21 protein-coding genes are annotated in these 20045 nt (G+C 58.2%); 8 read left to right on the top strand and 13 right to left on the bottom strand.

The window, feature by feature from the left end; translation table 11 throughout:
* Positions 1–3: 3 nt before the first annotated feature.
* The 7 genes from PSH69_RS12790 to PSH69_RS12760 all read right to left on the bottom strand — a co-directional run bounded on the left by PSH69_RS12790 (position 4) and on the right by PSH69_RS12760 (position 6440).
* Positions 4–1281 carry an FAD-binding oxidoreductase gene (locus PSH69_RS12790; RefSeq protein WP_218281479.1) on the bottom strand — a complete coding sequence of 426 codons (1278 nt, stop codon included), beginning with the start codon at positions 1279–1281 and terminating at the stop codon, positions 4–6.
* Between the two features lie 76 nt (positions 1282–1357).
* A complete protein-coding gene (gene dapA, locus PSH69_RS12785; protein WP_111453425.1) occupies positions 1358–2239 on the bottom strand; it encodes a 4-hydroxy-tetrahydrodipicolinate synthase in 882 nt (293 codons plus the stop codon).
* A gap of 23 nt (positions 2240–2262) precedes the next feature.
* Complete coding sequence (locus PSH69_RS12780; RefSeq protein ID WP_111453424.1) at positions 2263–2928, bottom strand: amino acid ABC transporter permease; 666 nt, start codon at positions 2926–2928, stop codon at positions 2263–2265.
* A gap of 10 nt (positions 2929–2938) precedes the next feature.
* A complete protein-coding gene (locus PSH69_RS12775) occupies positions 2939–3610 on the bottom strand; it encodes an amino acid ABC transporter permease (RefSeq protein WP_111453423.1) in 672 nt (223 codons plus the stop codon).
* Between the two features lie 11 nt (positions 3611–3621).
* Positions 3622–4443, bottom strand: coding sequence for an amino acid ABC transporter ATP-binding protein (locus PSH69_RS12770; RefSeq protein ID WP_111453422.1), 822 nt, complete (start codon positions 4441–4443; stop codon positions 3622–3624).
* A gap of 53 nt (positions 4444–4496) precedes the next feature.
* On the bottom strand, positions 4497–5342 hold the full coding sequence (locus PSH69_RS12765) for a transporter substrate-binding domain-containing protein (RefSeq protein ID WP_111453421.1): 846 nt from the start codon (positions 5340–5342) through the stop codon (positions 4497–4499).
* 186 nt (positions 5343–5528) lie between these two features.
* A complete protein-coding gene (locus PSH69_RS12760; RefSeq protein ID WP_111453420.1) occupies positions 5529–6440 on the bottom strand; it encodes a LysR family transcriptional regulator in 912 nt (303 codons plus the stop codon).
* A 282-nt stretch (positions 6441–6722) separates the two neighbouring features.
* Between PSH69_RS12760 and PSH69_RS12755 the strand changes: the two genes are divergently transcribed.
* The 4 genes from PSH69_RS12755 (at position 6723) to argE (ending at position 10393) form a co-directional block, all read left to right on the top strand.
* Positions 6723–8033, top strand: a complete 1311-nt coding sequence (locus PSH69_RS12755) for an NAD(P)/FAD-dependent oxidoreductase (RefSeq protein ID WP_305412320.1) — start codon at positions 6723–6725, stop codon at positions 8031–8033.
* A gap of 24 nt (positions 8034–8057) precedes the next feature.
* Positions 8058–8474, top strand: a complete 417-nt coding sequence (locus PSH69_RS12750; protein ID WP_018930235.1) for a RidA family protein — start codon at positions 8058–8060, stop codon at positions 8472–8474.
* A gap of 93 nt (positions 8475–8567) precedes the next feature.
* Positions 8568–9245, top strand: coding sequence for a DUF1028 domain-containing protein (locus PSH69_RS12745; RefSeq protein WP_305412318.1), 678 nt, complete (start codon positions 8568–8570; stop codon positions 9243–9245).
* Positions 9242–10393: an acetylornithine deacetylase gene (argE, locus tag PSH69_RS12740; RefSeq protein WP_305412316.1), complete on the top strand. Its 1152-nt coding sequence runs from the start codon at positions 9242–9244 to the stop codon at positions 10391–10393. Before PSH69_RS12745 ends, argE begins: the two co-directional genes overlap by 4 nt.
* A 15-nt stretch (positions 10394–10408) precedes the next feature.
* Here the strand turns inward: argE and PSH69_RS12735 are convergent, their stop codons facing one another.
* Positions 10409–11320: a LysR family transcriptional regulator gene (locus tag PSH69_RS12735; RefSeq protein ID WP_305412315.1), complete on the bottom strand. Its 912-nt coding sequence runs from the start codon at positions 11318–11320 to the stop codon at positions 10409–10411.
* Between the two features lie 386 nt (positions 11321–11706).
* Here PSH69_RS12735 and PSH69_RS12730 point away from each other — a divergent pair, with 386 nt between their 5' ends.
* The gene (locus tag PSH69_RS12730) at positions 11707–11904 is read left to right on the top strand and encodes a PLDc N-terminal domain-containing protein (RefSeq protein WP_064618452.1); all 198 of its coding nucleotides are present in this window, start codon (positions 11707–11709) and stop codon (positions 11902–11904) included.
* A 209-nt stretch (positions 11905–12113) separates the two neighbouring features.
* Here the strand turns inward: PSH69_RS12730 and PSH69_RS12725 are convergent, their stop codons facing one another.
* Complete coding sequence (locus PSH69_RS12725) at positions 12114–12317, bottom strand: hypothetical protein (protein WP_086946173.1); 204 nt, start codon at positions 12315–12317, stop codon at positions 12114–12116.
* 230 nt (positions 12318–12547) lie between these two features.
* Between PSH69_RS12725 and PSH69_RS12720 the strand changes: the two genes are divergently transcribed.
* Positions 12548–12988 carry a hypothetical protein gene (locus PSH69_RS12720; protein WP_305412313.1) on the top strand — a complete coding sequence of 147 codons (441 nt, stop codon included), beginning with the start codon at positions 12548–12550 and terminating at the stop codon, positions 12986–12988.
* 32 nt (positions 12989–13020) lie between these two features.
* Here the strand turns inward: PSH69_RS12720 and PSH69_RS12715 are convergent, their stop codons facing one another.
* Positions 13021–13443 (bottom strand): HD domain-containing protein, encoded by a 423-nt coding sequence (locus tag PSH69_RS12715; RefSeq protein ID WP_305412311.1) that lies wholly within the window; start codon positions 13441–13443, stop codon positions 13021–13023.
* A gap of 510 nt (positions 13444–13953) precedes the next feature.
* On the opposite strand from PSH69_RS12715, the gene PSH69_RS12710 reads away from it, so the two are divergent.
* Positions 13954–14247: a fructose-bisphosphate aldolase gene (locus PSH69_RS12710; protein WP_105345745.1), complete on the top strand. Its 294-nt coding sequence runs from the start codon at positions 13954–13956 to the stop codon at positions 14245–14247.
* A 72-nt stretch (positions 14248–14319) separates the two neighbouring features.
* Here PSH69_RS12710 and PSH69_RS12705 read toward each other — a convergent pair whose 3' ends face one another.
* Genes PSH69_RS12705 through PSH69_RS12695 form a run of 3 tightly spaced genes read right to left on the bottom strand, consistent with a single transcriptional unit; the run spans position 14320 to position 17821 of the window.
* Entirely contained in the window at positions 14320–16080 is a 1761-nt protein-coding gene (locus PSH69_RS12705; protein ID WP_305412307.1) for an L-tyrosine/L-tryptophan isonitrile synthase family protein, read from the bottom strand.
* Positions 16081–16109: 29 nt separating this feature from the next.
* Complete coding sequence (locus PSH69_RS12700) at positions 16110–16826, bottom strand: HAD family hydrolase (RefSeq protein ID WP_305412306.1); 717 nt, start codon at positions 16824–16826, stop codon at positions 16110–16112.
* Positions 16826–17821 carry an isocyanide synthase family protein gene (locus tag PSH69_RS12695; RefSeq protein ID WP_064618466.1) on the bottom strand — a complete coding sequence of 332 codons (996 nt, stop codon included), beginning with the start codon at positions 17819–17821 and terminating at the stop codon, positions 16826–16828. The genes PSH69_RS12700 and PSH69_RS12695 overlap by 1 nt, the downstream gene beginning before the upstream one ends.
* Before the next feature lie 378 nt (positions 17822–18199).
* Between PSH69_RS12695 and PSH69_RS12690 the strand changes: the two genes are divergently transcribed.
* Positions 18200–19957: a di-heme-cytochrome C peroxidase gene (locus tag PSH69_RS12690; protein ID WP_305412304.1), complete on the top strand. Its 1758-nt coding sequence runs from the start codon at positions 18200–18202 to the stop codon at positions 19955–19957.
* Positions 19958–20045 lie beyond the last annotated feature (88 nt).

Genomic DNA, 20045 nt, shown 5'->3' with positions numbered 1-20045 from the left:
GCCTCAATTGAAAGCAAAACGTTTGGCACTGAATGGGCTCAGGTCCTGGGCAGGTTTGCGTCCGGCGACCATATCGGCAATCAGTCGCCCGGTCGTTGCCCCGAGGGTCAGCCCCAGTTGCCCGTGACCGAACGCAAGGAATACGTTTTTGAGCCGATCGCAACCATCGATGATCGGCTTGGTGTCCGGCAGAAACGGGCGATAACCGACGCCATATTCAAGGCCGTCGATGTTCAACTGAGGAAGGATCCTGCGGGCCTTCTCCAGAATGATGTCCGCGCGTTTGTAGTTGGGTTCCGCATTGGGGCCGGCGAACTCGATCGTTCCGCCTATTTGCAAGCCTCGGGTCATCGGTGCGAAGCAAAAACCGCCATCGGCATAAATCACCGAATGACGCACCTCGACACCGGAATGAGGAAGCAGCACTTGATAACCGGCAATGCCCGCCAGAGGCACGCTGCCGCCGATTTGCCCGAAGAATTGTCGTGAGCCGATTCCGGCTGCGATCACCACATGATCGGCAGCGTAACGCGCACCGCTTGTAAGGGTCACGCCGCTGGCACGGTCGGCGACTTCATCAATGCTCTTCACTTCAGCACGCACCCGGGCGCCGCCTTGATCGATGAAGCTTTGCGTCAGAGCCGCAATAAATCCTTTGGTATCACTGACCGCACGCCAATCGGGAAACAGCAAACCGTGGCTGAATTTGCCGGCCAATGCGGGTTCAAGATCGGCAATGGCACCCCGATCCAGAACCTGCGACTTGAAACCCAGCGACCTGCGCAGGTCCATGTGTGGCTCTTCCTGCTCAAGCCCTTCAGCCGTGTCGAACACCTCGATGATCGGACGTTCGCCCATCAAGGTCTTGTCGGCACAGGCATTCAGCAGCGGCGCATAGTCTTCGTAGACATGATGCGTGAGCGTCGCCATTTCATTGGAAATCTCGACGATCCTGGAATGCCGCGCACATGCCACAAACCGCAAAAACCACGGCAGGATTCCCGGCAAGGCGCTGGGTCGCAACGCCAGTGGCCCTTTCTGATCCAGCAACCAGGCCGGAATCTTTTTCAGTATTCCCGGCTTGGACAACGGGATGACTTCACTCACCGCCATTTGCCCGCAGCTCCACTTGGCCGTGCTGTCGCCCGGCGCCTGGGGGTCGATCATCGTGACGCGATAGCCCTCGCGCTGCAGATACAGGGCGCAGCAGACGCCGACGATACCCGCGCCGATGACCACCGCGGTCTGGCGCTCGGCTTGCTGCTGGATGGGTGATTGCATAGGGATCATATACACCGTCTCTCTCTAGGAAGCTGAGCCCGCACCGTCCCACGTGGAGGCCGATGCGGGAAACGTATCAGCCTTGCAGCTTCTCGAACTCCTTGCGGAATTCGGTTTTTTCCTCAGCCGTCAGCGGCAACAACGGCATGCGCGCCACACCCACTTCAAAGCCAGCCAGTTCGCAACCGTATTTGACCTTCTGAATGAACTTGCCGCTTTCCAGATTGGCCATCAACGGGAACAACGAACGCACGATTTGTTGCGCACCGGCCAAGTCACCCGAGGTGTACTTGTTGTAGAACGAAACGATGTGCGGCGACAGGAAATTCGCCGGCGCACAGATCCAGCTGGTAGCGCCCCACAGGAAAAAGTCCAGCGCCTGGTCATCGGAACCGCAGGACAACTGAATCTTGCCCTTGTAGTTTTCACCGATCTCGACGGCGCGCAGCAGGTTGCCCGCACTTTCCTTGATGCCGATTACCCGTTCATGATCCTTGAGCGCATCCAGCACGCTATAACCCACTTCAACATTAGTGCGGATCGGGTAGTTGTAGAGCACGATGTTCACGTCCGGCACGGCATCGAGAATCGCTTCGTAGTGACCGATCAGCTCTTCCTGGGTTGGAATGGCGTAGTACGGCGGCGCAATCAGCAGGTTGCGATAACCAATGTCACGGGCCTGTTTGACCTGCTCGATCACCTCACGGGTACATGAGCCGTTGGCACCGGCGATCAGCATGCCGCGATCGCCGACCACCTCGCGCACGGTCGCCATGACCTGACGACGTTCGTCGTTGGTCAGCGCGTAGTATTCGCCCGTTGAGCCCAGCGGCACGAACCCGCTTACGCCCTGCTTGAGTTGATATTCGATAATCGATGTCAGGACGTCGTAATCAATGGCACCGGATTGATCGAAGGGGGTCACCAGGGCCGGCAGGATGCCTTTGAGTTGCTGCATGGGAATGTCTCCAGTGGGTTGAGTTAGTACGCGTAGCGTCTGAGCATCCGGGTTTCGATCACGCCAACCAGTCGGGTCAGGGGGAACGCCACCAGGAAATAAATCACCGCCACCGCCGACAGGAACTCGACCGGGCGCGCGGTGCTGTTGGAAATGTTCTGGCCGACGAACATGAGGTCGGCGATCCCCACCGACGAAATGAGTGCGCTTTCCTTGAACAGGCTGACCACGTTGGACAGCAGCGGCGGGACGGCACGCAACAATGCCTGGGGGAAAATCACGTAGAACACTTTGTTCCACGACGCCACGCCCAGGGCGGTACAGGCATCGTGTTGCTCGCTCGGAATCGACTTGAGCGCGCCACGAAAGGTCTCGCTGGTGATGGCAGTCATGTACAGCGTCAACGCCAGCACCACCGAGACGTAAGGCGGCACCGAGATGCCGAATACGACGGGCAGGCAGAAAAAGATCCAGAACAGTTGAATCAGCAACGGCGTGCCGCGGAACAGCTCGACGTACAGGCCGGTAGGGATTCGGATCAACGGGCTTTTCGAGAGCCGCAACAGACTCAACAGAAACCCGCAGACGCTGCCCAGCACCGCGCAACTGACGGTGAACGCCAGCGTCAGCGCCAGGCCTTTGGCCAACACCTGCCAGTAGGAAAGGACCACCCAGAAATCCAGCTGCATCTTCTTCTCCTCAGCGCGCGAGCGCAGTGTCCTGGCGCCGCTCGAGCCACTGCACCAGCTGCGCGATGGGCAGCGAGAGGGCGAAGTAGATCAGGGCGATCAGCGAGTAAGTTTCGAGTGGGCGATACGCTTCGGTGGCAATGCTTTTGCCGACGTACATCAGGTCTGCGACCGCCACGATGGCCACCAACGCGCTTTGCTGGAGAATCGAAATGCCGTTGGTCATCAGTACTGGCAGCGCGGTGCGCACGGCTTGCGGCAGAATCACGTACAGCGTGCGCTGCCACGGGCGCAGGCCCAGCGCAACACAGGCATCCAGATGTTCGCGCGGCACTGCCTGCACCCCGGCCCGATAGGCTTCGGCGTTGAACGCAGTGAGGTTCAGCCCCAGGGCCAAAACGCCCATGGTGATCGGGTCGATGAACACGTTGAACAGCATCGGCAAGCAGTAGAAGAACCAGACGATCTGCAACAACGCCGGCGTGCAGCGGAAGAACTCGATGAACAACTGGGCGGGCCAGCGGATGAAAAACCAGCGGCTCAGGGTCAGCAGGCACAAGCCGAAACCGAGTATCAGCCCCTCCACATTCGACACCAGCGCCAGCTGCAGGGTGACCTTGAGGCCCTCCCACAGGGCACCGAAGTTTCCAGTCAGAAAATGGAAATCAAATTGATAATTCATGGTCGTACCCCTCAGCCCAGGTGCAGGACTTTTTCGAGGAATTCGCGGGTGCGCGGCTCCTTCGGCTGAGTGAAGATCTGCGCGGGAGGCCCCTGTTCGACAACCTTTCCGTTGGCGCAGAACACCACCCGCGAGGCGATGTTTTTGGCGAAATGCATGTCGTGGGTGACGATGATCATGGCCATCTTCTCCTCGGCCAATTGCATCATCACGTTCTGCACTTCGGTGACCATTTCCGGGTCGAGCGCCGAAGTCACCTCGTCAAACAGCATCAGCTTCGGTTCAAGCATCAAGGCGCGGGCAATAGCGACACGCTGCTTTTGCCCGCCGGAGAGCTGGCTTGGATACGCATTGAGCTTGCTTTCCAGACCCAATCGCGCCAGGAAAATCCGTGCTTTCTCGGTAGCCTGGGCCTTGGACAGCCCGTGAACTTTCATGGGCGCCAGAATCAGGTTGCTCAAGACCGACAGATGCGGGAACAGCGTGTAGTGCTGGAACACCATGCCGACCTGGGTTTGCAAGCGCACATCCAGTGGTTTGCCCTGGTTTCTCGCGTTGCCATCGATGTAAGGCTGGCCCTGGAAGTTGATCGTCCCGCCCTGGATGCTTTCCAGCCCCATCATGACCCGCAGCAACGAACTCTTGCCGCTGCCGCTGGGACCGATGATTACCAGCCGATCGTCGGCGCGCATATCCAGGCTCAAATGGTCCATGACCACCAACCCTTCGCCATAGGATTTGTAAACATCGCGCAGCTGGATGAAGTCGCCGCCAGCCGAATCGGGGACGAACGATGCCTGTGGCTGGGCGGCCACCAGTAAAGGAGCTGTCATAGGGGGTCTCCAGGAGAGCGGCGGTTACCGGCCGCTCTCGGGAATCAGCGAAATTACTTGGATGTTTTTTCGTCGGCGTTCGCGAGGATGGAAGCCTTGTCGACCAGGGCGGCGATTTCGCCTGTCTCGCGACGCTGGGTGAGGTAGATGTTCAGCACTTGCAGGTCTGACTGCGACGCGTCACGGTTCAGTCCGAACGCGACGCCCTGCTTGGCCAAGGCCGGGGCCGGCATTATTTCCTTGGTCCAGTCCGGGTTGGCGACGGCGAACAAATGGTTGGTGTCACTGGCATCGACCAGCACGTCGGCGCGGCGGGACATCACCGCCAGTCGAGTCTCGTCCATCCCGGGTAAACGCATGACCGAGCCATTCTTCACCACCGCACTGATCGCCTTGTCGGCGGCCGTGCCGGACATCACTGCAAACGACACGCCCGGCTTGTCGTAGTCGGCGATGGCATTGCCCGCCGTGGCCAGTTTTGGATTGTCTTTATGGGTGAGCAACGAGATCTGGTAGTCGGTCGCCGGGACCGAGAAGCTGACGGCCATGGCCCGTTCCGGGGTCTGGTTCAATGCCATCGCCAGATCCCATTTGCCACCTTGCAGACCCGCAACCAGGTTGTCCCAGTTGGTGTCAACGAACTCCACCTTGACCTTCAGCACCTTCTCGCCGAAGTCCCGACACAAATCCACGAAGTAGCCGCTGTACTGACCGGAACGGGCATCACGCATCACATAGGGCGCCGCCACCGCAGCGCCGCAACGCAGCACGCCGGCCTTTTGCACGCCTTGCCAAAGTGACGGATCAGCGGCCTGCGCTGGAGCCTGGCTCAATAGCGCACCGATGGCGATGGCACAGAGGAGCATGTTGCGGGCGGAGCGAGAGAATAACCGAGCCATTTTGAACCTCACCGTTATGTAGTTGTTCTTGGGCAGAAAGGTACAAGCGTGTAGCAATGTGCGCCATCATGTGTGCAGCGCTGTATGCAGATTAGTTTTGAACGAATTGAGCTGTCAACAGACTTGCGCGGATTTTTTCAGGAAAGTGACTGAGCGGTCGGACGGCCGCTCGAAGTGTCGAAACCGTCAGGCGGTTTGCTGTACGGCTTGCAGGAAGTGATCGAGGATCAGGCTTTGGCGGCGGCTTTTGGCGGTCACAATGGCCAGGGGCGCATCGAAATGGAACCGTTGCGGCGCGATGGCTTTCATCATGCCCTTCTCCACCCACGCGGCCGCATAATGGTCGGGGAGGAAGCCGATGTAACTCCCGGTGAGGATCAAAAAAGCGATGCCTTCACGGTCGGTGGCAGTGGCGGCGCAATCGAGCAAGTGGTGCAAACCGATGGCTTCGGCGGTCATGCGAAAACTCGGCACCACGGCATCCACATGGCGCAAATCATCGGTGGACACCGTGTCGGCGCAGGCGAACAACGGATGCTCATGGCTGCAATACAAGTACGACCGCTCTTCATAAAGCAGGTTGTACTCAAGGCCTGAAAGCGGCGTAATCAAAGGGACTACCCCGACATGCAGACGACCGTCCAATACCCCGCGTTCGATCTCGGCCGGCGTGCTCATGCTCAAATTCACCGTCACCCCCTCGCCTTGGCTGCGCAGTGATTTCAAGGCCCGGGTGATGCGCATCTTCGGCTGGGTGACCAAATTATTGATGATCCCGATATTCAAGTCCCCCCGCAGTTGGCTGTGCAACTGGTTCACCTCGGTTCGAAACCCCTCGATGGCCACCAGCACCGCCTCGCTGGAACGAAGCACCTCACGTCCCTCATCCGTCAACGCGAAGCCGGCACGTCCACGCTGGCACAAGCGGACTCCCAGACGTTTTTCCAGATCGGCCATATGCACGCTGATTGCAGAGCGGCTGATCCCGAGCGAGGTTTCCGCCGCCGAGAAACTCCCGCACTGCACCACGGTTTTGAAGAGTCGTAACAATCTGAGGTCAAAGTCACTGACCTGGCTGAGGGGGATTTTCTGACTCATAGGTGAATTTTCCTGAACGTAAACATTTAACGATTCAGATTTATATCACCCATTGGCTCAGGGCATGCTCTGTTAAATCCGGTCATCGATTGCTCTTGTAGCAGCTGCTACGGGAGTGCGTCGTGGCAGCTCAAAGGCATAAACACTCGCAGGCGCTACATCGGTAATTTGTATTCAAATGCCAGCTTTATAATATTTTACCGATCCAGGGGTGATCCCTAGTCTTGACCCAAGAAATGGCAGGCCACAACCGACCTGATTCCAACTTCGATGGGTATAGAGATGACCACTGAAAAAACAAAAATAGATACGCTGATTGTGGGCGCCGGTCAGGCTGGCGTGGCCATGAGTGAGCACCTGAGCAAACTCGGCGTGCCTCACCTCGTACTGGAGCGGAGCCGCATCGCCGAACGCTGGCGCAGCGGTCGTTGGGATTCGCTGGTGGCCAACGGCCCGGCCTGGCACGATCGGTTTCCGGGTCTTGAGTTCGACGATCTCAGCCCCGACAGCTTTGCCCCGAAAGAACGGGTGGCGGATTATTTCGAAGCCTACGCGAAGAAGTTCAACGCCCCCATCCGCACCGGCGTGGACGTGAAGAAAGTCGAGCGCAATGTCGGTCGTCCAGGCTTCACCATTGAAACCTCCGAAGGCGTGATCGAGGCCAACCGCGTAGTGGCCGCCACCGGACCTTTCCAGCGTCCGGTTATTCCGCCGATCGCACCGAAAGATCAGCCATTCACCCAGATCCACTCCGCCGAATACCGCAACCCGCAACAACTGCCAGAAGGCGCTGTGCTGGTGGTGGGCGCCGGCTCGTCCGGGGTGCAGATCGCCGATGAATTACAGAGTACCGGCAAGCAGGTTTACCTCTCGGTGGGTGCGCACGATCGCCCTCCTCGCGCCTATCGCAACCGTGATTTCTGCTGGTGGCTGGGCGTGCTCGGCGAGTGGGATCAGGCAGCGATGAAACCCGGCCGGGAACACGTGACCATCGCGGTGAGCGGCGCGCATGGCGGCCGCACGGTGGACTTCCGTGGGCTGGCCCATCGCGGAATGACGCTGGTGGGTCTGACCCAATCGTTCAATGGCAGCGTGGCGACGTTCCAGCCCAACCTTGCCGACAACCTGGCACGCGGCGATGAGAACTATCTGGCGCTGCTCAATGCCGCCGACGCCTACGTCGAGCGCAATGGCCTGGACTTGCCGGAAGAACCTGAGGCGCGGCATACCTTCCCGGATCCGGATTGCGTCACCAACCCGATTCTTGAACTCGACCTGGCCAAGGCTGGCGTGACTTCGATCATCTGGGCCACCGGGTTCGCCACGGATTACAGCTGGCTGAAGGTCAACGCGTTCGACGACAACGGCAAGCCGCAGCATCAGCGCGGTGTGTCGAGCGAGCCTGGGGTGTATTTCCTCGGCCTGCCGTGGCAATCGCGTCGCGGCTCTTCGTTCATCTGGGGCGTTTGGCACGACGCCAAGTACGTGGCTGATCAGATCGCCATTCAGCGCTCATACCACGACTACCGCGATGCCCTGCAACGCGAAGCCGAAACCGCCCCCGTCGCGCATAAAACCACCGTCGGCGCTTAACGAATAGTTCTTCAGGAGCCTCAGATGTCCACGCCAACCCATACCCGTATTCGCATGTTCAACACCAAGGAAACCTACCCGAACCAGAGCCTGGACAATGACCTGTGCCAGGCCGTGCGGGCCGGCAACACCGTTTATGTTCGCGGCCAGGTCGGCACCGATTTCGAAGGCAACCTGGTGGGCCTCGGCGACCCGCGTGCGCAAACCGAGCAAGCCATGCGCAACGTCAAACAGTTGCTGGAAGAAGCTGGCAGCGACCTCAGCCACATCGTCAAAACCACCACTTACCTGATCGACCCGCGTTACCGCGAGCCGGTTTATCGGGAAGTGGGCAAGTGGCTCAAAGGGGTGTTTCCGATTTCCACCGGGTTGGTGGTGTCGGCACTGGGGCAGCCCCAGTGGCTGATGGAGATTGATGTGATTGCGGTGATTCCTGAGTAAGCAGGTAGACCGAGTCGCGGCCATCGCGGGCTTGCCCGCGATGGAGTCGAAACAGACAACCTATTTCTCCAAGCCCGAACAAGGAGCAAAACCATGACCTTCTCCATCGCCGCCCGTTGCCCCGAAACCGGTCAGTTCGGCATTGCAATCAGTTCCTCAAGCATCGCCGTTGGCGCCCGCTGCCCCTGGCTATTGCCCGGTGTCGGCGCGGTCTCCACACAAAATATCACCCTGCCATCCCTCGGCCCGGAAACCCTCGCCCTCATGGAACAAGGGCTCTCACCTGCCGAGGCTCTGGACAAGGCATTGACCCGCAACGGCTACAGCCAATACCGACAAATCACAGCGATTGACCACCTCGGCCGCACCGCGCATTTCAGCGGCTCAGAAACCCTGGGCAACCACAATGCCGTGTCGGGCGAGCAATGCGTGGCCGCCGGCAACATGCTCGCGGACCGAGCCGTGATCGAGGCCATGGTCGAGGCGTACGAACATGGCGAGGGCCAACTGACCGATCGCTTGCTCATCGCGATGAAAGCGGCGATGGTCGCAGGCGGTGAAGCCGGGCCGGTGCATTCGGCTGCCGTTGTAGTGGTCGGCGAACTGACCTGGCCGATCATCAACCTGCGGGTCGATTGGGCCGATGAAGATCCGATAGGTAAATTGGAGCAGTTGTGGGACGCCTATCGCCCACAGGTCAAGGACTACATCGACCGCGCCCTCGCCCCCGACAAATCCCCTGGCTACGGTGTTGCCGGAGACGATCGATGAGCAACAGCCGCGAATTGCTTGAAGCCTTGGTGGCGTTCGACACCACCAGCCGCGAATCAAATCTGCAGCTGATCGAGTTCGTCCGCGACTACCTCGCCCGCTTCGAGGTGCCTTGCGAACTGATCTACAACGACGAGCGCAGCAAGGCTAATCTGTTCGCCACCATTGGCCCGGCGGATCAGCCGGGCATCGTGTTGTCGGGGCACACCGATGTGGTGCCCGTCGACGGCCAGCCATGGACGGCTGCGCCCTTCAAGCTCACCGAGCATGACGGCAAACTGTACGGCCGCGGCACTGCGGACATGAAAGGCTACATCGCCTGTGTACTTGCCCTCGTCCCTTCACTGGTGCAAGCCTCGCTGCGACTGCCGGTGCACATCGCGCTGTCCTACGATGAGGAAGTCGGCTGTCTCGGCGTTCGTTCGCTTTTGAAAACCCTCGAACAGCGCCCGGTCAAACCGATGTTCTGCATCATCGGCGAACCGACCGAGCTCAAACCGGTGCTAGGCCACAAGGGCAAGCTGGCGATGCGCTGCGACATTCATGGCGAAGCCTGCCATTCGGCGTACGCGCCGCTCGGGGTCAATGCGATTGAATACGCCGCCGAACTGATCGGTGAACTGGGGCGGATTGGCCACAGGCTCAAGGCACCGGAGCATCACGACGCCCGTTTCGATCCGCCGTTCAGCACCGTGCAAACCGGCGTCATCTCCGGCGGCAAAGCCTTGAACATCGTCCCCGCCGATTGCCGCTTCGACTTTGAAATCCGCGCCCTGCCCTCACACGATCCCAGCGAGGTGGCGCAAGAATTGAAGACCTACGCCGAGCAGCACGTGTTGCCGCGCATGCGCGCCGTGAGTGATCAGAGTGAAATCCGCTTCAGTGAATTGTCGGCCTATCCCGGTTTGGCGACCGATGTGCACAGCGAAGCCGCTGAGCTGATCGCGGCATTTTCCGGTTCTGGGGAGTTCGGTACGGTGGCGTTCGGCACCGAGGGCGGTCTGTTTGACGCGGCGGGTATTGCGACAGTGGTGTGCGGTCCGGGCAGCATGGATCAGGGTCATAAGTCGGACGAGTTTGTCAGCCTCGAACAACTGAACGGCTGCGACCAAATGCTGCAACGGATGCTGCTATCAATCAGCCGCTGATCATTGACCCGACGCTCAGGTATACAGTCGGGCCAGTTCTTCCTGGCAGTAATCCACGAACAGCTGTACCGGCTTGGTCAGCTGCGACCTTTTCAACCATGCCGCCGACAAACCCGAACCGGTCACGGTCTCGGCCAGCGGTATGCACACGACTTTCTGCCCGTCATAGGTGTATTCGGAAAACGGTTTGGTGACCAGAATCGAAAAGCCAAAACCGCGCCCGACCATTCCTCGCACCATCTCGATCGAAGGTGAGCTGAACACGATGTGTGGCGTCAGTCCGCGCTCTTCAAAAATGCTCACGAAGTAGGTCCGGCTCGGTACCACGTCCAGCAATATCATCGGCTCCAGCACCAGGTCATTCAGCGACACTTTCGCCTGTTGCGCGAAGCGGTGATCCGCCGGCAACAAGGCGTAGGGCTGTTGCGGCGGCATCAGCGGCACTGTCTCAATCGTGCTGTCCAGATCGTGTTCGAACAGCATCGCCAGGTCGATGCTGCCGGCGGTCAGTGCCTGCACCAGTTCCTGCTGCTCGCCATCGCGAATGCGGATCTCCACACCCGGCCAGCGCTCTTTGAAACCAGCGATCAAACGCGGCAGGTACAGCGGCGCCACGGTTTCAAAACAGCCAATATCGATCTGCCCCGCCACCACGTCGTTGTCCGCCAGCGCGTTCTGCTCAAACTCATGGGCGACCCGCAGCAGCTCCAGCGCCTTGCGATAAAACCGCGACCCGCTCGGCGTCAGCGAAACACCCTGGGCGTGATGCCGGATAAACAGCTGCACGCCAAAACTTTCTTCAAGGTGCTTGATCGCCGTCGACACCGACGGCTGCGCGATATAAAGCTTGCGCGAGGCCTCCGCCACGCTGCCGCAATCGGCGGTGGTGACGAAATATCGAAGCTGTCGCAGGTTGTAAGCGGCCATGGGGACCTCCAGACACAACACATCAAAATCAAAAGATCGCAGGCTCCTACAGGAGTCAGTCGATGCACAACTCTGTGGCGAGGGGGCTTGCCCCCTCACCACAGGTTATTCGCCAGGCTCGGCAAAACCAGGTATTACGGAGTCTCCGAGAACGCTCAGGATCAAGGCTGAACATACCCGACACACCCAAACCACGGGCATATATTTTTTAAGGTCTGAAGCAACAAACTTACTAATTTATCTATCCCCGAAATGGGCATTCCACAAATGATCCAGAGCCGCGCCCAGTTCGGCTCACTCGGCGGCCATTCCCCCACTCCCCCCGAAATTTAATGAACCCCGCCCATCACCACTCACCTAACTGAATGACTATCAGGAGGTGACTCATGCAAATCGAAACGATCTGGATCGTGCTCGCGGCAGTGCTTTTGCTGATCGAGTTGTGGGCGATCAACAGGGTACGTAAAGCCGAGGGCAAATCGAGCAACAAACTGGTGTGGATCGTGGTGATCGTGTTTGTGCCGCTGTTCGGGCTGATAGGGTGGGCCATGGCGGGACCGAAACACATTGCGCAGAACCCGTAGTCACCGCAGGCCAGACAATAACGCCGTATAGCGTGCGGTAACGATTTGAGAACTGCGCATATCCAAATAACAAAGCCCCGAATAATCGGGGCTTTGTCGTTTCTACCTGGAACACCCAATCCATCATCCAGAGTGCTCACCCGCAGCATGACCGCATCAGCATCACACCGAAGTGGCCCTAGAAGCGGTTTGGCCTGGATAAGTCAGCCTCACTCTGCTCGCGACTGTGTGAGCGACCACATCCAGATGCTCAATACCGCGAGCAATACCAAGGCGAGCACGCTTGGCCACAGGGGCATGGGATACCCATTAACGAGAACCTCGGGGCGAATAATCAGGCGCCCCAGTTGCGCCAAGGCCATCAGTGCGTACACGGTACCGGCCACTCGCAGTCCAATGATCCGGGATTTCATGCTGTTCTCCTCGACCTGACTATGAATGCACCAACCAGGCCGGTACCGCCGACCAATGGAAACGCCCGACATCGATCGCCGCGACTGGCAGGACCGCCGTCATCGTCGGCAATATAAGCGCGAGCAGCGCTTTGTCCCAACTTTTCGTGCCTGGCTGGCATATTCGATAGGCCGGCAAATGGAGTGTAGAGTTCCCCTAACCACCAAGCGACGTGATGGAGGGAACTCCCATGCCCGCCACAGCAGAATCCAGAGCGCGCACGCGCACGTTCGCACGCGTCATCGGGCCTTGGCTGGTCATCGTGCCCGACATCATCGCCGTGCGGGCGCCAGACATGGGGCCACTGGCGGCCGACTTCTTCGCGAGCCCGCTCACCGTGTGGTTTACCGGCGCCCTGCTGTTGTTCGGCGGCCTGCTGATCATCGCGTTCCATCAATATTGGTCGAGCGCCGCGGCGGTTATGATTTCCCTGTTCGGTTGGTTCCTGGCGCTTCGCGGTGCTGTGCTCCTGGCCGCGCCGCAACTGATTGAACGTGGAGTGGCTGTATCGGCGAGGGCGCAGTTGCTGGTGCAAGTCGGCTTCGGCGTCGCCGTGCTGATCGGCCTCTGGCTCACCTATGTCGGCTGGATTGCCAAGCCCGATTCATCACCGGCAAAGGGCGTTTTATAAGCATGAGCATGCAGTCAATCTGGAATTCCACGCTACGAACGCAACACCCCAATCGCCCGCCGATACTTCTCAATGCGCTCCAGATCCTCCCAGGACGGTTGTGCAATCCGCGACAAGTCGCTGTTCTCTTCCAGATCCGCCAGCTTCACCACCCGCCCGATCGGGTTCTGTGCCGCGCGCTCGACGAACGCCTCGTAGGACTCACCCGGCGCCTTGGTCACCGACGCAATCGCCGTCAGCACCGTTTCGCTGAAGCCTTCCTTGCGCAGATCGTCGAGGCTGACGCCGCAGTCCTCGACCACGTCATGCAGCACCGCGACGATGCGCTCTTCCAGCGTGTTCACCCGCAGCATGACTTTCAGCGGATGCAGGATGTAAGGCGCCCCGCCCTTGTCCACCTGCCCTTCATGCGCCGTAGCGGCGATGGCAATGGCGCGTTCCAGTGTCTGACTCATGGGATTCTCCTCGGGTTAAATGCCGTGACGTCGCGGTCAGGATTTTGAAGTCTGTAGAATATGTAGGAATTTGCCCTTTGTGGCGAGGGAGCTTGCTCCCGCTGGGCTGCGAAGCAACCCCAAACCCTGATAGCCCGTTTCCTCAGACACACCACACCACCCGGCTTTACTGCGTTTGCGCCATAGAGTGGGGGAAAACCACTTTGCGAAATGACCGTCCGAGCGTCCTACACTCCGGTTGCGGCTACCAAAATCGCTGCCTAGAGTGGGGCTGTCGCTGACATCATTTGGCGATAGGGTTTCGCAGCCCCAAGAAGAGATGACCTTCACCGTCGAATGAAAACTCTGGCAAAATTCGCCGCGTTTCATTTCATGGCGGTTGTGCGTGGGAGACTTTCGAGTCTGCCGGGTTTAGGTCATCTCTCGGTCTGCGAACCCGCGTACAGCTGCCACCCAATTGTTTCGCAGTGAAAAGGTGGCACCTCTATTTACTTTCTTAGAGAACTACCAATGACCATGAACAACCCGCTCCGCCACTACACCCCCATGTCCCACTTCGCCACCGACCACCCCGTCCTCCTCATCGATGCCGACGCCCCACTGCGTGAACTCCACAGTTGCCTCAGCGAACGGCTCAACGCTGTTCTCAAATACCTGAACCTGATGGCCTGTACCAGCCTCCCCGACTACGCCGAGAACGACATCAACACAGTCACCAATATCGCGCGGATCCTGGTCCAGGATGTGAGTGATGTGTTTCGGGTGATTGAGCAGCGAGGGTTTGATACGCCCAAGGGGCAGTGATTAAATTTCAGTCGTAGAAAAACCGCATTACTGCGGTTTTTCTGCTTCCTGCTCCGACTCTGACAACAACAATCAGTAAACCTGCACCCGCCACAACTCCCGCGACGAAGAACCCGCCGACATCGGCAGCCGCCCGTGCAGCGTCCGATAGTTATCGATCAGCACCAGATCCCCCTCACTCCATTGATGAGCAATCAGACACTCCGGGTCATAAACCAGCGCGTTGACCTGTTCCAGCAACGCCTGCTGAGCCTGCTCGTCATGGTCCTGCACCGACTGGCTCAAGGTCTGCAATGTCGAGTCGGTGCCCTCTTGGTAGCGCAGGATGAGCTCGCCGCTGCGGGGGTGGTGGTCCACCAGGCTGTACATGCGCGGCGAGCCGCCGAAGTAGGTCATTTTGGTGTAGTAGGTGATGTTCACGCCCTGCCATTGTCGGGCGACTTGCTGCCCGACTTTGCGCAGTACGTTACGGCTGTCGACGATGGTGGTCTGGCCCTCGCCCGGCTGCGGCGCGGTCTTGCAATACAGCATGAATTTGCTGGCGCAGAATTTCGGGTTGCGTTGAACTTGTGCGTCGCTGTCGGGCAGCATGTTCAGGTCCCAGTGCAACGGTGTTTTCTCCAGCGAGTGCACCACGCCTTGGGGTTTGTCCGCAGGCTTGACCACGTGGACGGCACCGAAGGCCCATTCGTAGAGCGTGCCGAAGCGTTCGCAGCTGCGAGCAAAGCTATCCTGGTCGTCGAAACGGCAGCCTTTGAGGCAGACGAAACCGAAGGTTTCCACCAGAGCTTCCAGCAGGCCGGTGGACAGTCGTTCAAAACCCAGCCCCAACGGGTCTCGCACCACCAGGCCAAACAGCGGAAGTTTTTGCAGTTCGTACTCGAAGCCTTGGGCCTGCGGGTTTTCTGCTTGATGGTAGAGCCATGGCCGCCTCTCATAGGTGACCAGCACATGGTGGTCGAGGTCGACCTGGGCGCGGGTGCGAAGAGTTTGGCTGCCATCCAGGTTGCACACTGGCACGGCATGCCAGGGGCTGTCCGCGCGGGTCAGCCCTTCGGCCAGGCCGAAGGTGAATTTGGGTCCGGCATTGCTGTATTGATGGACCGACAAGCGAATATCATCGCCGAAGAAACGGTCCACTGCCGCGTTCAATGCGTGCCCGCGATACATCATTTGGTAGGCTTTGAAGTTGATTTGTTGCAGGTACTCGTCCTCGCTCTGCCCTTCTTCGCGGCACAGACGCAGGTCGTTGTAGAGGTGACTGCAGAGGTTGTCATGCGCCCGGCTGAGGGACTCATCGTCGCGGCTCTGCTCGATCAGCTCACCAAGGTTTTTCCACGGCAAACGGGCCTGCTTGATCAGGCTGGCGCGAACCGACTCGGCACTTTGGGCCTGGGGAAACAGGTCTTCCATGCTGACCCACTCAATCGTGTGGGTGGTGCACAGTTCACGCAACGCCCGGTTGTAAGCGGCGCGAACGTCGTCGGCCACGCCGACGATGTCATTGAAGGTCGTGCCGTCGCTGAGGATCGACACCACGCAGCCCGGTGCGTGCAACGCGGCGATGGCTTGGCCGAGTTGGTCGAGGCGCTCGACGGCCATGACCTCGCCGTAGTCCGGCAGCACGCCGAAGGTCTGGTCGCTGGCGTTTGGCGACTTGCAGGGAAAGCCTGGCAAAACCAGACGCACTGGCAGGCCCTGATCGAAGCAGTGCCCCAATCGAAGCGCCAGATGTGCCCGGCCTTGTGTGTCGAAACAATCATCCGTGCCTTTGAGCAGATAACCGGCCAGCAAATCGCTGACGGCACCGATCCAGGCGTCTCTATGTTCCATAGAACAATTTCCTTGAGGGTGTGTGTGTATCAATAGGATTTGACGGTGTCGCCATGCTCGGTGAACGCATGCGCAGCCCCGCAGGCTTGCTGCAAACTGCGCAGCAATTCGGCCGGCTGTTCACAGCACAAGTTCGGGGCCTGGGCCTGCAAGTCAGGTGTCAGGCCATAGCCCCAAGTGACTGCCGCCGAATACATGCCCGCAGCACGGGCCGTTTGCAGATCGATCTCCGTGTCACCGACGAACAAGCAGCGTTGCGGATCAACCGACAACCGCCGGGCGGCTTCCCATGCCACCTCCGGTTGCGGTTTGAGCGACCTGCCTGCGCGATGCCCCAGGATTGGCCCGAAAGCATTCTGTGGCAGCAACGTTCTGGAAACCTGCAACGCCATTTCCTCGGCCTTGTTGGTCACGATAGCCAGCGGTAGCTGTAACTGTCGGCAGCCTTCGAGCAATTCCAAGACACCGCTGAATGGACGGGAAAATTGAACCAGGTTGTGCTGATAGAGCGCCACATAGCGCTGATGCAAGGCGACCGCATCGACTATGCCAAACTGCGCGGCTACCCGCTCGCTCATCGCCGTGGTGCCGCCGCCGATGTATCCGCGCACTGTTTCCGAGGTCAACGCCGGGCAACCGTGTTCGAGCAGCACTTGGTTCAAGCACCAGGTGATGTCGGGCAAGGTGTCGACCAGAGTCCCGTCCAAATCGAAGAGTAAGGCTTCGACCCGTAACCGAGACGTCATCATTGGGCACTGGCGTAATGACAGGGACGCCCCTTGCGGAACACCAGGCGGTGATAGCGCTCATCGACATTGCTGCGTTTTTCGAGCGTGACCACACCCCGTCGCTTGATGGCCACAGAATGCCAGGGCGTACGCCACAGGTCACTGGTTGGCACCAACCGGATACCGATCTTCGTCGAGACCGCCAGCTGTGGGTGAATCGACAGGCGCAGGCAATGCGGGTAACGCGCCTGTAACAGCGCGCCCCAGGCTTCACTGCGCTGGATCACCCGCTGCGAGGCCGGTTTGGCGACCTTCTTCACTGCGTTGAGGCTCATGCCAGCGAATACTTTCAGTCCCGAGTAATCCTCGGAAAGAAAGCGATGGATGCCGCAGTACATCAACATCATGTGCGGATCATCCTTGAAGCGCTGCTGCAACAAGATCAATGACTGACCGTGCTCGATCATCATCTCCTCACGCATGGCGTCCAGACAATCCAGCTGAGGGTAGGCATCCCGGAGATCGAAATGGGCGAACGTGCCGGGATAGTGCTGTTCGGCGTAGTCCTGAATAGCGTCGGTGTAGGCCTTAACATCCGCATCGGGAACATGCACCAAGTCAGAGAACACATAGCCATCGGAGCAGATATGAATCAGCGCCCCCGGTGCGTAGATCTCCTGGATCTCTGTGCACAGGCGGTTTAACTCATCGATAGCATGATGTTCAGCAAGATCGGGCAGATGACTCAGGGTTTTCTTGCGGCTGGGCGATTTGCCGGGAAAGGCTGGCAAGACCATTTCAATCTTGCGACCGCTCTCGACCGCCTGCATGACCTTGGTCAGATGGGGTTCCAGCACCTGCGACGACAGTTCGTGATCCTGCCCCGGGGCGAGGCTACGACGGCGAAACAGGCATTCGAGGATTTGCTCGGCAATGTTCATGTGTGGGGTGTTCTGATGCTCGTGCACCAGCTGACCGCACACCTGTTGAGCAACGGTGTTTGAACCTTGCATAGACAATCCTTTGTGTGGTGAACAACGGCCATCTTTTGGCCGTCAGCAGATATCCCTTACCTGCGGGCGGCTAAATTCCTACAAGTTGTGAGGACTGTCAATCGTGGCAATCCGGAATATTACGGCACCAAAATCACCGAAAAACCTCACACAAGCTCATGCAACCTCCAGGCTGGCAAAGCCATCCTGCGGCCACACGCATGCCGTGGAACAAAATTAAATCAGTGTTTTTTTTGTGGCTACACTCATGGCTGGTAGCTATTGGCTACCAACGTGATGGGTCTCAACAGGAATTACAAATAGAAGGGAATCTGATGAACAAGTTAAAAGCCCCCCCCGTTTGCCTGCGCTGCATTGTTGTTTTTCGGCGCTCATTCCATGGCTCAGGCTGCCGACATTCTGGATCAGGGATGGAGTGACACCACCCAGTCCAATTGGCTTGAACTTTCACAAGGATCGAGAATTCTCCCTCTCTCCTGGGCGCTTGCATTGGAAGAGTCTGGTTCAGAGGAGAAGTTCATGAGTGACAAAACGATCTCCGCCTACGGTTACACGCCTTATCGTCCGTCTTATAACGGTAAGCGCTTTACGTTGCCGATGGGTTTCGTTTTGGATGACAGTCACGACAGCAAGTTGTCTTTCACGAAACTCCGCTGGTTTTTTGGACAAGGGTCGAGAGAGCCGTGGGTGGGGATGAACTGTTCTGCTTGTCACACGGCTCAGATCAAATTTGAAGAGCAGAATCTTGTGATCAACGGCGGGCCAACGAACGCCGACTTTCAAAATTTCTTTAAATATTTTAGAGAGGCCTTAAGCAAAACGGCTTCCGACCCTGAAAAATTTGAACGCTTTGCAAAGAGCGTCCTGGGTGATGATCTGTCGAAAGGGAATCGCCAACGGTTGAAAAAATCCCTGGATAGCTTGAATGCGTTTTATGCCCAAAACGAGACACTGAATGCCACAGATCTGCAATATGGCCCAGGTCGCCTTGATGCCGTGGGCCACATTCTCAACAAAATCAGTCAAGTCACCCAAGCGAAACCGCCTACCCCTAACCCCTCTGATGCGCCGGTGAGTTATCCATTTCTCTGGAATACGCATCAACACAACGTCCTCCAATGGAACGGAATGGTCAGTAAACACCAACTCCCTTCGATTAAAAATGACGGCGGCCTGGATGCTGGAGGTCTGGGGCGTAATGCTGGAGAGGCCATCGGTGTGTTCGCCGACATTCGACCGGTTAAAGAATCTGCGGCCAAGGCAGGGTTTGTCTCCAGTGTGAATGTGAAAAATCTGGATGTTCTAGAGCGTTCTCTTTATAGCCTGAAGCCTCCGCGGTGGCCTGGGCAGTTGCCAAACGACCTTGCGCTTGGCGCCAAATTGTTTAAGGACAATTGTTCCGGCTGCCATACCCATATTGTTAGAGACGATCTCACCACGGCCATCACAGCGGTCATGATTCCAATCTCTGCGAATGACAATTTCAATGCCCAGAGCCCACAAGACTCGACCATTGGCACGGATCCCTGGATGGCGTGCAATGCCTATCAATTTAAAGCGGATGCGGGAGTGTTGACGGGTTATTCCAAAGTCGATAAATCAGGAACCATCAAGTCAAATGACCTGCTCTACAACATGCTGGGTGTGACCGTCCTGGAGACGTTACTGGGTAAAGGACGCGATGTCGCCGAACTGGCTTTCGATGGATTGCTTGGTATAGATACCAAACCTCAAAAAGTCCCTGGCTTCAAGGACCGTGCCCTGTTCAGTCGTTTGGATGAGAAAGCGCTACGGCTATACAACTGCTACCGTGCCAGCTCAACCGTTCCTCTTCTCGCCTATAAAGCAAGACCCCTGACCGGCATCTGGGCCACCGCTCCCTATTTGCATAACGGCTCTGTACCGACCCTCAACGACCTTCTCCTGCCACCCCACCAGCGCCCCTCGACTTTTTATACAGGGACCAATGAGTTCGATGACAAAAAGGTTGGATTCAAGACCGAGAAATCGGACAAGAACTGGTTTCTTTTCGACACCAAGCTTGAGGGCAATAGCAACGCAGGCCATGACTATGGCGTGGGCAAGCTCAATGACATCCAACGGTCACAGCTTCTCGACTACTTGAAGTCACTTTGAACGGCGTCGCGGACGCCCTCACCTGAGGCATGGAGTGGTAATCGCTGGTAGGGGCGACCGAAAGTAGTGGTCGCCCCGCCGAAGGCCT

Origin of the sequence: Pseudomonas sp. FP1740, from assembly GCF_030687165.1 — a bacterium.
In the GTDB taxonomy this organism is placed as follows: domain Bacteria; phylum Pseudomonadota; class Gammaproteobacteria; order Pseudomonadales; family Pseudomonadaceae; genus Aquipseudomonas.
The sequence above is the reverse complement of the archived record's forward strand: the minus strand, read 5'-3'. Positions and strand labels throughout refer to the sequence as shown.